General features: G+C 40.5%; 14 protein-coding genes. 9 read left to right on the plus strand and 5 right to left on the minus strand.

Features of this window, described 5'->3' with window-relative positions:
- Positions 1-89: 89 nt before the first annotated feature.
- From ACXITR_RS05915 to ACXITR_RS05940, 6 genes are all read left to right on the plus strand, one after another.
- Complete coding sequence (locus ACXITR_RS05915; RefSeq protein WP_457996447.1) at positions 90-941, plus strand: Ycf66 family protein; 852 nt, start codon at positions 90-92, stop codon at positions 939-941.
- A gap of 14 nt (positions 942-955) precedes the next feature.
- A complete protein-coding gene (locus ACXITR_RS05920) occupies positions 956-1,495 on the plus strand; it encodes a TolB family protein (protein ID WP_457996309.1) in 540 nt (179 codons plus the stop codon).
- Positions 1,496-1,650: 155 nt separating this feature from the next.
- Positions 1,651-3,231: a phosphoglycerate dehydrogenase gene (gene serA, locus ACXITR_RS05925; RefSeq protein ID WP_457996310.1), complete on the plus strand. Its 1,581-nt coding sequence runs from the start codon at positions 1,651-1,653 to the stop codon at positions 3,229-3,231.
- Between the two features lie 88 nt (positions 3,232-3,319).
- Positions 3,320-4,195: a 50S ribosomal protein L11 methyltransferase gene (prmA, locus tag ACXITR_RS05930; RefSeq protein ID WP_457996311.1), complete on the plus strand. Its 876-nt coding sequence runs from the start codon at positions 3,320-3,322 to the stop codon at positions 4,193-4,195.
- A gap of 14 nt (positions 4,196-4,209) precedes the next feature.
- Positions 4,210-5,115 (plus strand): sulfotransferase, encoded by a 906-nt coding sequence (locus ACXITR_RS05935; protein WP_457996312.1) that lies wholly within the window; start codon positions 4,210-4,212, stop codon positions 5,113-5,115.
- Positions 5,116-5,136: 21 nt separating this feature from the next.
- Complete coding sequence (locus ACXITR_RS05940; protein ID WP_457996313.1) at positions 5,137-5,295, plus strand: 50S ribosomal protein L11 methyltransferase; 159 nt, start codon at positions 5,137-5,139, stop codon at positions 5,293-5,295.
- Between the two features lie 13 nt (positions 5,296-5,308).
- On the opposite strand, the gene ACXITR_RS05945 is transcribed toward ACXITR_RS05940, so the two are convergent.
- The 4 genes from ACXITR_RS05945 to thrS form a co-directional block, all read right to left on the minus strand.
- Positions 5,309-6,256, minus strand: a complete 948-nt coding sequence (locus tag ACXITR_RS05945; protein ID WP_457996314.1) for an NAD-dependent epimerase/dehydratase family protein — start codon at positions 6,254-6,256, stop codon at positions 5,309-5,311.
- 57 nt (positions 6,257-6,313) lie between these two features.
- Positions 6,314-7,180, minus strand: coding sequence for a shikimate dehydrogenase (locus tag ACXITR_RS05950; protein WP_457996315.1), 867 nt, complete (start codon positions 7,178-7,180; stop codon positions 6,314-6,316).
- A gap of 90 nt (positions 7,181-7,270) precedes the next feature.
- Positions 7,271-8,140 (minus strand): prephenate dehydratase, encoded by an 870-nt coding sequence (gene pheA, locus ACXITR_RS05955; RefSeq protein WP_457996316.1) that lies wholly within the window; start codon positions 8,138-8,140, stop codon positions 7,271-7,273.
- A gap of 192 nt (positions 8,141-8,332) precedes the next feature.
- A complete protein-coding gene (thrS, locus tag ACXITR_RS05960; RefSeq protein WP_457996317.1) occupies positions 8,333-10,150 on the minus strand; it encodes a threonine--tRNA ligase in 1,818 nt (605 codons plus the stop codon).
- Positions 10,151-10,321: 171 nt separating this feature from the next.
- Here thrS and ACXITR_RS05965 point away from each other — a divergent pair, with 171 nt between their 5' ends.
- Positions 10,322-11,596, plus strand: a complete 1,275-nt coding sequence (locus ACXITR_RS05965) for a DUF4335 domain-containing protein (protein ID WP_457996318.1) — start codon at positions 10,322-10,324, stop codon at positions 11,594-11,596.
- A gap of 34 nt (positions 11,597-11,630) precedes the next feature.
- On the plus strand, positions 11,631-12,503 hold the full coding sequence (locus ACXITR_RS05970; RefSeq protein WP_457996319.1) for a bile acid:sodium symporter family protein: 873 nt from the start codon (positions 11,631-11,633) through the stop codon (positions 12,501-12,503).
- A gap of 103 nt (positions 12,504-12,606) precedes the next feature.
- On the opposite strand, the gene ACXITR_RS05975 is transcribed toward ACXITR_RS05970, so the two are convergent.
- Complete coding sequence (locus tag ACXITR_RS05975) at positions 12,607-13,995, minus strand: amidohydrolase family protein (RefSeq protein WP_457996320.1); 1,389 nt, start codon at positions 13,993-13,995, stop codon at positions 12,607-12,609.
- 191 nt (positions 13,996-14,186) lie between these two features.
- Between ACXITR_RS05975 and ACXITR_RS05980 the strand changes: the two genes are divergently transcribed.
- Positions 14,187-15,227, plus strand: coding sequence for a hypothetical protein (locus ACXITR_RS05980; RefSeq protein WP_457996321.1), 1,041 nt, complete (start codon positions 14,187-14,189; stop codon positions 15,225-15,227).
- The last annotated feature ends 33 nt before the right edge of the window (positions 15,228-15,260 follow it).

A 15,260-nucleotide genomic window follows, 5' to 3' on the forward strand; every position in this document is an offset into this window, starting at 1 on the left:
GGGTGAATCTAGTTAAGATAGGAAAAAGATAGCAAAGCATTTTTTTAGTAATGGTTAATTTTATTTTTACATCCCCGAATGTTTTGGGAATGGTCAATTTTGGTCTTAATTCTGCCAGTATTTTAGGTATATTTTTGGCGGTGGCGGGGGGTGGTTTGTATTTGATGCGATCGCTCCGTCCAGAAATTTCGAGGGATCATGACATTTTCTTTGCCGCTGTGGGCCTGTTGTGTGGCGGTATTTTATTGTGGCATGGATGGCGTTTAGATCCTATTTTGCAGTTTAGTCAACTATTGTTGGCAGGGTCAGCGGTATTTTTTGCCATTGAGACAATTCGCCTTCGGGGCGCAACTAATGATCAAGCAAAGCGTACGGGTTCTTATATGGAAGAAGATCGCCCTGTGAGTCGGGTATATCGGGCTGAGTTGGATCAATATGATTCCTATGAGGAAGAAGAGCCTGAGCGGGAAGTTATTCCCCGTCGTCGTCTTGAGGGTAGCCCCGATAGAACTTCTAGTCGTCGCAGTAGTTATGTAGAAGAAGCTCCTCGCCCCCGTAAAACCCGTCGTAGTCCTGATGGCTATGGGGAGGATGATATGCCCCGTTCTCGCCGTCGTCCTGCCTCTGGTAGTCGTGGCTATGAACCTGATTGGGATGATACCCCTGACCATTGGGATGATAATCCACCCCGTCGCAGTAACAGAAGTTCTAGGGGCGATCGCCCTGTGGCACCCCGTGGAGAATCCAGTGGTCGTCCTAGCAGAAGACCCCCTTCCCGTCGCCCTCGCTCCCCCGAAGACATGGTGGCATCCATGGGCAGTGAATATGTGGACTATCAACCCATTGATGGGGAGAATGATGGCTATGGCAATGAGCCAGACAACCAACCTCGTCCCCCTGTCAACAATCGCCCTTCTGGTTCCCCTGATTTTGACTACTAATTAATAATTGTGTTTTGATTAGTCCTTTGAAACTAATTCCTATCTCTCTATTGCTAGGCTCTGCTTTACTTTTGGGCGGTTGTGGTAGCAATAATATCTCCATTACCCCCAATTCCCTCAACAGTCGCTATAACGATGAACAACCTGCCATTAGTGGGGATGGGCGTTGGTTGGCCATGGTATCCAACCGTTATGGTCGTAGGGAAATTCTTTTGTTTGATTTACAACAGCGTTCTTTGGTTGATTTACCCGGACTAAATAAGGATGGTGCGATCGCCGATAGCCCTAGTATTAGTCGCACAGGTCGTTATTTAGTGTATCTTTCCAGCATTCAAGGACGACCAGACATTTTTTTATATGACCGTGCCACCCGTCAAAATCAGCTAATTACCCAGGGTTATCGTAGTTGGCTAAGAAACCCCCGCATCAGTCCTGACGGTCGTTACATCATCTTTGAAACCGCTAGACGAGGACAATGGGATATAGAGGTTATTGATTTAGGACCCAATATCGAATTAGATCAACCCGATGGGTTAATTCCCCAACCCCAGTAAATTTGTGGCTCAATGTACCCCCACAAGATGGGAGCCAAAATGCAGATAAGGACAAGGAATGATGATAATATGACAAAGGCGGTCGGTTGATGATCCATAAAAGTTGATCTCGGGGCGATCGCCCTTAGTACAATTAAAATTATTTATATATTAGTATGGCAAAAGTTCTAGTATCAGACTCTGTCGATGAGGCAGGTATTAAAATTCTCAGTCAAGTAGCCCAAGTTGACATCAAAACAGGATTATCCGAAGACGAATTAACCGCCATCATTCCCCAATATGATGCTTTAATGATTCGCTCAGGTACCAAAGTAACCGAAAAAGTAATTCAAGCGGCCGATAACCTCAAAATTATTGGTAGAGCAGGGGTTGGAGTTGATAACGTCCATGTGCCATCCGCTACCCGTAAAGGAATTGTGGTGGTAAACTCCCCCGAAGGAAACACCATAGCAGCCGCCGAACACGCCTTGGCGATGATGCTCTCATTATCCCGTCACATTCCCGATGCCAATCAGTCCGTAAAAGAAGGAAAATGGGATCGTAAAAGCTATATCGGCTCCGAAGTTTACAAAAAAACCCTTGGGGTAGTAGGTTTAGGAAAAATTGGCTCCCATGTGGCAAAAGTAGGGAAAGCCATGGGGATGAAAATTTTAGCCTATGATCCTTTTATTTCCCAAGAAAGAGCTAATCAACTGGGTTGTACCCTCGTAGATTTAGATATTCTTTTTAGTGAGTCTGATTACATTACCCTCCACATTCCCAAAACCAAGGAAACCGCTAACTTAATTAACGCTGAATCCCTTTCCAAAATGAAGCCCCACGCCAGAATTATCAACTGTGCTAGGGGTGGTATTATCGATGAAGAAGCCCTCTATGAAACCCTAAAGGAAGGTAAAATTGGCGGAGCCGCCCTGGATGTTTTTGCCTCTGAACCCTTAGGAGAATCAAAACTCAGGGAATTAGGCAACAATATTATTTTAACCCCTCACCTAGGAGCATCCACCGCCGAGGCTCAAGTTAACGTTGCCATTGATGTAGCCGAACAAATTAGAGATGTATTACTAGGACTTCCTGCTCGTAGTGCGGTAAACATCCCCGGATTAAACCCCGAAGTGATGGAAAAATTACGTCCTTATATGCGTTTAGCTGAAACCCTCGGTAACTTGGTAGGACAACTAGCGGGCGATCGGGTAGAGAGCTTAAATGTTAAACTCCAAGGAGACTTGGCAGATAATAGCAGTCAACCTTTAGTCACCGCATCTCTCAAAGGTTTGTTATCTAAGGCATTACGGGAAAGGGTTAACTATGTTAACGCCGCCATTGAAGCCAAGGAAAGGGGCATCCACCTAGTGGAAACCAGAGATGCCACCATCAAGGATTATAGTAACTCCATTTACCTCGAAGCCGTTGGCACCAAAGGTACTCACTCCGTCACAGGTGCATTGTTAAATGATGGTGAAATCCGCATTACCAGTATTAACGGTTTTCCCGTAAACGTTCCCCCCAATACCTATATGCTGTTTACCCTCCACCGTGATGTACCTGGTATTATCGGTAAAATCGGCTCTTTGTTGGGTAACTTTAATGTGAACATCGCCAGTATGCAGGTAGGGCGTAAAATTGTCCGTGGTGACGCTGTTATGGTACTTAGTATTGATGATCCTTTACCTGAAGGGGTTTTACCTGAAATCTTTACGGTAGGTGGTGTTACCGATGCTTATACGGTAAGTTTATAAGGTTATTTTCCCAAGGCAGGGGGTTTAAACCCCTTGTTCAACCCCATAAAAACCATAGCCCTTTATTATCAACGATTATTTAAATTATATGAATTCTTCTTGGTGGGAAATTAAAATTAAAAATGTGCCTGATTTAGAAGATACTATTTTTTGGCATCTACAGGAGTTAGGTTGTAAAGGCTCGGCTCTGATTCAGGATGATGGCATCTGGTATGTTAAAGGATATGTACCTAAAATGGATGTTACAGAGTCTCAATTACAGGGTTTAGCCACCACCATTAAGAGTGATTTTGAGGGACAAGAATTTGATTTTTCCTATGAATCCATTGATGATCAAGATTGGAGTAGTAGTTGGAAAGAGCATTGGCAGCCCATGGAAATCGGTCAAAAAATGATTGTTTATCCTGCTTGGATTGATGTTCCCCCTGAGTGCGATCGCCACGTAATTCGTTTAGATCCCTGCTATGCCTTTGGTACAGGGGTTCACCCCACCACCCAACTATGTATGGAAGCCTTGGAGGTAGAGTTACAAAATCAAAATATACCCCTCACCATTGCAGACATCGGTTGTGGTACAGGAATATTATCCCTAACGGCTCGTTTATTAGGAGTTGAAAAAGTTATAGCCACAGATATTGATCCCCTTGCGGTGAGAGCGACTCAGGAAAATATACAATTCAATAATATTGATAATATCCAAGTTTATCAGGGTAGTATTAATAAAGTTCAAGAAATAATTACACAAAAATTTGACGGTATTGTTTGTAATATTTTGGCAGAAATTATCAAAACCATGATTCCTGATATGGGGGATATAATTAAGCCCCAAGGATGGGTAATTTTGAGTGGCATTTTAGTTACCCAAGCTGAGGAAATCAAACAAATTTTAAAAAATAATAGTTGGCATATTACAGGCTATCATTTTAAAGAATATTGGTGTTCTATTGAAGCTCAAAAAAAATAAAACTCTAAGTTATTATGAGAAAAAAAGTCGTATTTATTTTGGGAATTGGAAGGTCTGGTTCTACGATGTTAGACCTAATCTTGGGGAGTAATGAAAATGCTTTTTCCCTAGGTGAAATTTCTAAATTGCCTCAAATGCTAGCAAAGGGTAATACACAAATTGCAAGCTGTACAGAAAGCACTTTTTGGCAAGATAATTTTAGTAAAAAGGAATTAGAACAACTAGCATTAGGAATGAGTGGACATCGTCTTAAGCCTTACTTTCCACTAAAAGCTGAACGTTTTGTAAGGGAGTTATTTGGGATTGACCAAATTTTTAACAATTATAGTCTTTTATTTGAAAAGATAAAAAAAGACGTTTTAATAGATTCTAGTAAGTATGTTTCTTGGATTAACAATCAATTATCTTCAAAAGAATTTAAAACTAATAAAATACAGCCTATTTTAATATACCTAGTCCGTGATGGCAGGGCTGTTGTTAATTCTTATTTGAGAGCTTATCCTAATAATACTATTGAGAATCGTAGTAAAATATGGCTAAAACAATCACAAACAAATATTGATTTTTATCAATCCTTTAAAGGCACAAAAAAATTAATTCGTTATGAAGAACTAGCAAGTAATCCACAACAATGTATTAGTAACGTTTGTAGTTTACTAGGTCTAGCTTATAGTGATGAAATGCTTCAATTCTTTAAACATGAACATCATCATATAGCTGGAAGTAGAGGAACAAATGCACAAATAGTAAAATACAGAAACCAACAACAAGATAACAAAATATTGAAGGATCAGTACTATTCAGAATTAAATTTTGAGATAAAATTGGATTTAAGGTGGAAGACAGAGTTATCTTCCGAAAAATTAGAAACTTTTAATATGGTAACTAATAACTTTAATAAAATTTATGAGTGGAATTAACCATCAACAATTTCTGCTGATATGGGGGATATAATTAAGCCCCAAGGATGGGTAATTTTGAGTGGCATTTTAGTTACCCAAGCGGAGGAAATCAAACAAATTTTAAAAAATAATAGTTGGCATATCACAGGCTATCATTTTAAAGAAAATTGGTGTTCTATTGAAGCTCAAAAAGTCTAACTTTTCCGCCTTTCTATTTAATTGTTATGTCCAAAAGACTATCTAAATTGGGGGCATAAGTAGGTAAAGAAAAGGTGTTCGGGTTTACGGGTTGGGTATAAATAAAATGACGGTAATTAAGACAAAAATAGTCCCAGTCAGCCATCTGAATGCGAAATACCTTGATGAAAATGTTGGCTAACCAGATGGGTAAGGGTATCTGAAAATAAACCTTTTTGTTAACCTTTTTACAAATAATTTTGATTGCCTGACTAGCGGTTAAAGACTCGTTACCCAAAACCAATTTATTATTATAAATAGGGTCTAATTTATCACCATTTTCTACTAGATAACTCACCACTGTGGCGATGTCTTTGCCATGGATAAAGTGAAAACTACCATCAGCATTAAACCAACGAATTAACCCCATCCATTTTTGCACAATGTCTTTTAATCCTCCCGAAAGGTGAGAATAGGGTTTATCATCAGCGCCCCCAAACACCAGGGTAGGATATACGGTTATGATGCGATCGCCCAGTGCCAAATCTGCTAACCTAACAAAACACTGATATTTTGTGCGAATATAGTCCGTACCAATTTCCCCTGCTTCGGGTAATAATTGATTATCACGCCCTAAAATACTCGCCGTGGAAAAGTAAATAATCCGCTGACAATGTTCAGCACTAAGGGCATTTATCAGGTTAATATTAGCTTCTACATTTACCGCATAGGATTCTTTTTCTCCACCCCAACAGGTAGCGGTGAGAATGGCAACGTTAATAGTGCTAAGAATATCTTTATAATCAAGGATATTTTCGAGGTTTCCTTTTAAAATATTGATGCCGGGGCGATAATCATAGTCAAATTTTAGCTTATCAGGATTTCTGACTAAAAAATATAGTTCGTGATTGGTTTCTTTAATCAAGGATTCAGCCATATAATGACCAATACAACCACTAGCCCCAGTAACGAATATACGCATTATAATATTTTTCTTATTTATTTCTCGATAACTCTTGTTTATTGTACAGATATTGGGCTAATTTTTTGGCAAAAAATCGAGTAAAGCATCACGCATCCCATCCACGGGGGCTTTTTCTCCTGTCCAAATTTCAAAACCCACCGCCCCCTGTTGCACTAACATTTCTGTGCCATCGATAATGGTAGCCCCTTGTTTTTGGGCTTGTTGTAATAAAAGGGTAGGACGTGGGGTATAAATCAAATCATAGACGATCGCCCCTTGTTTTAACAAAGAAATTTGTTCATTATCGAGGGGAGATTTCTCGGTATGGGGAGACATCCCAAGGGGAGTAGTATTCACGATTAAATCACTCTGGGGCAAAATATGGCTTAACTCATCCCATGGATGAATGGTTATTTTTGCTTGTAAAAGTTCGTAATCCCAACTACTTTGAAATTCTTTGAGTTTATCAAAATTGCGTCCCACAACTTTTATTTCCTTACATCCTAACTGCGCACAACCGACAATTACTGCCCTAGAAGCGCCACCATTTCCCAAGACAATGGGAGTAACATCTGCCCAATTACGGTTTAAAGCCTTGAGGGGTGCGATAAAGCCATCAATATCGGTATTAGTGCCATGCCATCCATCAAGGGTTTGCCATAGGGTATTCACTGCCCCAATTAGTTTGGCGGTATCGGTGATATGACTTAAAAAAGGCATTACCGCTTGTTTGTGGGGAATTGTCACATTAAATCCTTTTATATCCACTGCCCGAAAGCCATCAAGGGCGGTTTTTATATCTTCACCCAGCACAGGAAAAGGCACATATATATAATCAAGGTTTAAAAGGGCGATCGCCCTATTCTGTATAATAGGGGATAGGGAATGTTCAATAGGATTGCCGATAATACCAAGAATTTTTGTTTTACCTGTAATTTTCATAGTTTTTTTTTCAGATTACTTTATTTTAACAAGGGGGTTAAGCCTCTTGCCTCCGACTCCATTGCCCCTTCTCTTATCTTGCCTTAGAGCTTAAATAGGTAGTTTTTCACACTGGGAATAATCTATATTTACCACATTATAATTACCGAAAATCTTTAATGTTTTTGTAAGAGTTGATAAATCAGATAAAGCAATGTTTACCTCTTTTTTAGACTCTTTTTTCTGTAAATCCATGAAAAACAAATATTCTCCCAAGGAGCGTTTTGTAGGTCTGGACTCAATTCGGGTTAAATTAATATTATTTTCTGCAAAAATTTGTAACGGCTTTACTAATACCCCTGGCTTATTTTTTTCAAAGGAAAAACCAAGGGAAACATAATCTCCATCCTCCCTTTTATCCTTACTCACCACCCAAAAACGAGTGCAATTATCAGGATAATCATTAATGTTCGCTTCCTTGATGGGTAAATCATAGAGTTGGGCTGCCCGTAAAGATGCGATCGCCCCTGAAGTCGGATCATGGTTAACCACCTGTAGGGCTTCCGTGGTGGAATTTGCCGCCACCAATCGAGCTTGGGGAACATTTTTATCAAGCCACTTTTGACATTGGGCAAGGGCTTGGGGATGGGAATAAACGGTTTTAATACCCCCTAACCCGTTACCCCGAGACAAAAAATTATGCACCACAGGCAAAGTCAACCCCTGTTGAATTTGTAAACCATCCAATTCCCACAAAGTATCAAGGGTAATAGAAACAATCCCCTGAATAGAATTTTCCACTGGCACAACCCCCACATCTGCCCTTCCTTCGGACACTGCCAAAAGAGTTTGAGCAATATTGGGATAAGGTACTAACTCCGTATTTATTCCAGTTTCTTCCCTTAAATTTTGGGCATAAATCAAGGTGGCTACTTCCGAATAAGTACCGTTAGGGCCTAAATGGGCAATTAATTTGGTCATAAAAATTAGATCTGTTTAATAAATGCTTTGTTTGGCATAAGGAATAGGCAATGGGCAATGGAAAATATGGAAAGTCATAACCCCTCTCCCGTCAGAGAGGAGCAAAAGTAAGTAGTTTAGAAAATGTAAATAGACACGATGAATTTAAGATAAAGTCACATTCTCCATTATCAATTCTCAATTCTCCATTATTTACTCTATTCCTGCATCACGATTTTTGATCGCCTCCGCCATCCTAGAAACTACCTCATCCACCGATAAAGTGCCTAAATCGCCATTGGCACGGGTACGAATACTGAGAGTATTATTTTCTACCTCATTACCACCAATAACAGCCATAACGGGGATTTTTTCCTTCTCACCATTACGAATCATTTTACCCAGTCTTTCTCCACTGCTATCAACCTCCGCCCTAATTCCTGCTAAGAGCATCTTTTGACATACTTCTTGGGCAAAGGGTAAAAAGTCATCATTAACCGCCATCAAACGGGCTTGAATGGGGGATAGCCACAAGGGAAAATCCCCTGCATATTCTTCGATTAAAATGCCGATAAGACGCTCTAAAGAGCCAAAGGGCGCTCGGTGAATCATGACGGGGCGCTGACGAGAGCCATCGGGGGCGATATATTCGAGGTTAAATCTTTCGGGTAAATTATAGTCCACCTGTACTGTTCCCAATTGCCATTCTCGCTCGAGGGCATCTTGGAAGATAAAGTCTAGTTTTGGACCATAAAAGGCAGCTTCTCCGGGGGCTTCAAAATGTTCCATATCCAATTTTTGGACGGCGTTACGGATCGCACTTTGGGCTTTATCCCATACCTCCTGACTACCGATATATTTATCGGATTCTGGATCTCGGAAACTCAGACGGGCTTTAAAGTTTTTCAACTGTAGGCTCTTGAATACGGATAAAATGAGGTCAACTACGCTGAAAAATTCTGATTCTAGTTGATCAGGGGTAACGAATAAATGGGAGTCATCTACGGTAAAGCCCCTTACCCTTGTGAGTCCGCCTAATTCCCCAGATTGTTCGTAACGGTAAACGGTACCAAATTCCGCTAGGCGCATGGGTAGTTGACGATAGGAGCGTAGTTCGCTTTTATAGATTTGGATGTGAAAAGGGCAGTTCATGGGTTTCATGACAAAACCGATTTCTTTCTCCATTTCCTCGGCGTTGTCGGCCATCATGGGGAACATATCTTCTTTGTAGTTTTGCCAATGTCCCGATATTTTGAATAAATCTACCCTACCGATATGGGGGGTGACGACGGGCAAATAACCCCGTTTCACTTGTTCTTGTTTGAGGAAGTCTTCGAGGGTAGAACGAATTAGGGTGCCTTTGGGAGTCCAGAGGGGTAAACCAGGGCCTACGGGATCTGAGAAAATGAATAAACCTAGTTCTTTTCCTAGTTTACGGTGATCTCTTTTGAGGGCTTCTTCTTTACGGCGTTTATATTCTGCTAGTTGTTCAGGGGTTTCCCATGCCGTGCCGTAGAGTCTTTGGAGTTGTTGGTTGTTGGCATCTCCCCGCCAATATGCCCCTGCGATGGATTCAAGGGCGATCGCCTTGGGGTTGATGTCTCCTGTGGTTTCCACGTGGGGCCCGGCGCACAAATCCCACCATTGATCGGCTAAATGATAGATGGTGATAGGCTCTTCTTTGATGCTATCGAGGATTTCTAGTTTGTAGGGTTCGTTAATTTCTTTGATGCGGTTTTGGGCTTCTTCTCTGGTGACAACTTCCCTGACAACGGGTAGTTTTTTGTTAATAATCTTAATCATCTCTTTTTTGATGGTTTTAAGATCTTTTTCTGTCAAGGCTTCGGGCAAATCGAAGTCATAATAAAATCCGTTTTCTGTCCACGGGCCGATGGTTACTTGAGCGTTAGGATATAATTTTTGTACTGCCATGGCCATAATGTGGGAGGTGGTATGGCGTATTTTTTTTAAATGTTCTGATTCGCTGGTACGGGGTAATTTTATTACTTCTGCTATGGATTGCTCTGCCATAAAAATAAAATATATATTAATTCTCTAAAATACTATTATCCCATTATTTTAACGAGATCTCTGCTTATATTCTTTTTTGAACTATGGACAATGGTGATAATTGCAATTAACCATTGATTTTCTTTTATTATCCATTCTCAATTATCCATTCTCAATTATCCATTATTTATCATGAGTAAAGAGTCTTTATTTAAAAGTTATACCCCCCCCACTTGCACCCTGAGTATTTATAATCCTCCATCTTTTCTTCCTCTCAAGGGACAAAGTTTAGCTCCTGATTATACTTTTGAGTTGAATTTTGATGATCCCAGAATACCTAATGATAATGTAATCTTTCTTAGGGGCGATCGCCCTTACTTGGAAAAAATTAGGGCAAAAATCAATCAATACCTCGATAAATTCTTACAAAACCTCGACTTTGAGGAAAAAGAGCTTAATAATGATGATAGTAGTGATTTTTTAGTGGTGGGAAAAGGTCAACTATATCATTTGATTAAAACAGAGGATAACCAATCCATTACCCTGAGTCATACCCAATTTTTAGACCTTACCAACGCCCTCGAAAATTTTTATCTTGACTTCCGAGAGAGCGAAAATAAAATTTATTCCCCCTTTACTCCTTTTAAAAGTATTGTGGGCATAGGTGCGATCGCCCTTATAATAGTTGGAGGATTTTGGTGGTATAACAGTACCATTGTGACCGAAGAAATTGAAGAGGAAACCGAAACCGCTACGGAAAATACCTTCCCTGAATTTCCTGATGTGTTGCCCCCTACCCCCCTAGATAGAGATACTTTACCCCCCATCTCCTTACCCGATGTACCTGAAAATCTTTTAGGCCGACAACCCTTACCCCCCCCCACAGGAGACATTCCCTTACCCCCTGCTAATTTTCCACCCCCCCCAGCCAACGGAGATAATTCTGCATCGTTACCCCTTCCCCCGTCCAATAACTCTGGAAATTTAACCATGCCAGAAACCCCCCCCCGTGGTGGTAGCAACAATATATCTCCCCCTCCTCCTCCCCCCCAAGATTTAGCCCCCGCCCCCCCACCGATACCCAGATTAGGTTCAAGTCGTCCTAACTTGCCCACCGTACCTCCCTTACAGGCGAGAAATCCCCAAGGAAATAATGGAAATGATGCCCCTGAAAATCGCCCCCAACCCCCAACTCCGTCTCCTCAACAAGAAGTGAAAAACTATTTTGTCAGTAGGTGGCAACCCCCAGAAAATTTAACCCAAAGCATCGAATATCGGCTTTTAATTAATCCCCAAGGCTCCATCACTCGTATTACCCCCGTAGGACAAACCGCAGGATTTTTCATCGATAGAACCCCTCTACCTCTCCAAGGAGAAACAATAGTTTCCCCCCTAACTGGTTCAGAATCGGTCACCATAAGGGTTATTTTTAGTCCAGATGGTAGTGTGAATACTTTTAGGGAATAGAATATAGAGCGATTATTGAAAGATAAAAAAAAAGATGGAAGCAAGTTTTATCACGGAAATATTTTTACCCGTTGCTTTGATTACTATTATGTTAGGCATGGGTTTAACCCTCACTCCTAAAGATTTTCGAAGAGTAGTTATCGAACCTCAAGCCATTTTGACGGGATTATTTTGCCAGTTGATAGTGTTACCTGTTATTGCATTTGTGCTGATGGGATTTTGGAATTTAGCACCGGAGTTTGCCGTGGGTATTATCTTACTTTCTGCCTGTCCGGGAGGACCTACTTCTAATTTATACTCTTATTTGGGTAAGTGTGATACGGCTTTATCTATCAGTTTAACGGCTTTGTCTAGCGTCATTACCATTATTTCTCTGCCTTTTATTGTTAACTATGCCATGGAAACTTTTATGGGCAGTGGTACTTATGTTTCTTTACCCGTATTGCAAACCATTCTACAAATAATTTTCGTTACCCTAATTCCTGTGTCTTTGGGGATGGTTATTCGCAGTTATAAACCTAGTTTTGCCCTCCGCGCTGACAAACCTGTAAAAATTGCTTCTGGTTTATTTATGGCTTTAGTAGTAATGGGAGCGATTTTTGCTGATAGGGAAAATGTGATTCCTTTTGTTCAAGCTACGGGTTTACCAAGTCTTGCCCTGAATGTGATTGCTCTGATAATTAGTTTTTTTATTGCTAAATTGATGGGGTTAAGTTTGAAGCAATGTTCGACTATTTCCATTGAAGCTGGTATGCAAAATGGAACTTTAGCCATTGCGATCGCCACTTCCGCTACACTATTAAACAATCCCCAAATTGCCATACCTCCAGCCATCTACTCTCTAATTATGTTCGGAACAGGGGCGATCGTTAGTTCTATTTTTAGTCGTGTGAATAGTAAAAGCTAAAAAAACTCCCCGTGCCTTGATAGTCGGGGAATTATTAATGTTCGATCCCTAGGGGAAAGTACAGTTTATACATTGGACTTATAATCCATTACCTAGGAATTAATTAACCGAGGGTATTTTTATAAATTTTGCCATCTTTAACAATTACTTTAAATTGATTGGTGTAGTCCGCCATAATGGAAAGATCTTCCAAAGGATTACCATCTACCAAAATTAAATCAGCATAGGCATCCTTTTCAATTACGCCCAATGCACCGCCTTTATAGGGATTACGCTCCCCAGATAGTTTTAATAACTGAGCATTATCGTGGGTAATCAATCTGAGGGCTTCAAAAGGTGTAAACCACTCCCCTAAATTGACAATATCTTGATTTTGTCTTTGATTACGGGGAGGATCAAATAAATAGTCTGTACCCCATGCCAGTTTAACGTTATATTTTTTTGCCCAATTAAAAGCGTTAGTAACTCCTTGAACCACTAAAGCCCTTTTAGCTTTTTGCTCTTCCGTAAAACCGGGGGTTTCTCTATCCTCAAAGGCTTGGGCGCTTAACCAAATATCTTTTTCTGCCAAAATTTTCATGGTGTCTTCATCCAACAGTTGCCCATGTTCGATACATTTTACCCCTGCCTCAATGGCTCTTCTCACCGCTCTAGGAGTGTAGGCATGGACTGTGACATAAGTTCCCCAATCTTCAGCGGCATCCACGGCTGCTTTCATCTCATCAAGGGTATATTGGGTTACATCAATGGGATCATAAATGGATGAAACTCCACCTCCTGCCATAATTTTGATTTGAGATGCTCCGAAGCGCAAATTTTCTCTAGTGGCGGTTAAAACCTCGTCTCTGCCATCGGCGATAAAAGTGGCTCCTAGCTTTTCTCCACGGGATACGGTGCCACCAAAGCGACGGGAGCGTTCATTGAGGGTACGAAAATCACCATGTCCTGATGTTTGGGAAATCATGGCTCCGCTAGGATAAATTCTTGGTCCTGGAATTTGTCCTTGATCAATTTTTCTTTTGAGGGGAAAAACTGGACCTCCTAAGTCTCTGATGGTGGTAAAGCCCCTTAATAGCATTGCTTCGGCTTGGGTTTCGGCTCTGGCAAAAAGGGTTTCTTCGGTAACGTCGGGAGATAACAGTTCGGGAAGGGTACTAGATGTGAGGAGTATATGAACATGGTTGTCAATGAGTCCTGGCATTAAAATGCGACCATTACCATTAATTCTGGTGGGGTTAGCACCCGATGGAGGGTTGATTCTGTTGGTGTTGATTTGTGCAATTTTATTGTCTATAACCAGAACGTTGGATGGGGCGGAAAGTTGTTCTGATTGACCGTTAAAAATACGGACATTTTCAAAGAGGATACTACTTTTTTGGGTTGGGTTTTGAGCGAGAATTGTTGATTGATTTTGGGCGAGGGTTTGTTGTGCTGTGAATGCCAGTAAGACTGTTAATAATAACCCTATAATTATTTTCTGGGGCGATCGCATGGGATCTGGTTCTCCTTTTCGTGTTACATCTTAAGACTACATTTTTTTGTCTCGAGTATCAATTTTGTTACATCATTTTTATAATTTAAAAAAGAATGATTATTATTCTCAAAATATTTTTTGACTTTTTGATTCTTTGTCTTTTAAACTTACGATTATCTATTTAAAATTTGGTGTTAAGGTCAACGGTGATGTTGAAAAAAAGTTTGTTGTTTTGTCCTTGGATTATTATTAATGGTGTAATGGCGATCGCACCTAACGCCCAAGCCTCGGAAATAAGTGTAAATGCTCCACAACTTGATGAAATAGTAACTCAAGAGAGTAGCTATCCTGAACTTGAAATTACGGAAATCAAACCAGATATAAACTTTTTTGAGAAAGAAATTACAAAAGAAAATGAATTGATTAGCCAGAGTGCCTCGGATTTAGCCATGGAGGAAACTAACCCATCTAGCAACTCTTGGCACTTTTTAGTTCAACCCTCTATTTACATACCTTTTACCATTTACGGAGATGTGGGAGCAGGAAGTTTAACAGGGGATTTTAGCCTAGATTCTGGTCAAATCCGAAAAAGTATCAAAGATGATCTCAATTTTGCCTTTTTTGGTAGGATGAAGGCTTGGAATCCCGATTATCGTCTCGGATTTTTTGCTGATTTTGATTATTTATCATTAGATAGTAGAGCTTCCGTAATCCGCAATTTACCTTCCTCGGGGGGAATCCCCGTGACTTTAAACGCCGAAGCAGATAGCACATTATGGTCGTTATCTCTTGGGGGTGCTTACCGTTTTTATGATCCATCCAACGTAAATCCAGAGGGGGTTGAAACAGAATTTGACCTAGGGCGCACAGTTTTTGATGTTTTTGGTGGTATTAATATTACAGGGGTTGATTTAGGATTAAATTTTAGTAGCCCACAGTTCGGAAGAGCAAATTTTAGTGGTAACAAAACCGTAGTATCACCAATTATTGGCGGACGGGCAAGGGTGAATGTTTCTCCTCAGTTAGCATGGGTTAGTGGAGGCTCTTTTTCTGGTTTTGGCATTGAGGGCTTAAAGCAGTGGAATCTGAGCACTGGGGTTGATTGGAAGTTTTCTGATCAAAAAACCTCTTTAGGTTTAGGCTATCGTTTTGGTAATACCCGTTATGAGTCAAGTTTAACTAGGTCAACGGACTTTGAGGTAGATGTAAATCAAAATGGACCCTATGTAAATATTTCTTTCCGCTTTTAAAGAAATGTGGCAATGATGGATTTTTATCTTTAT

This window comes from Cyanobacterium sp., from assembly GCF_054166785.1.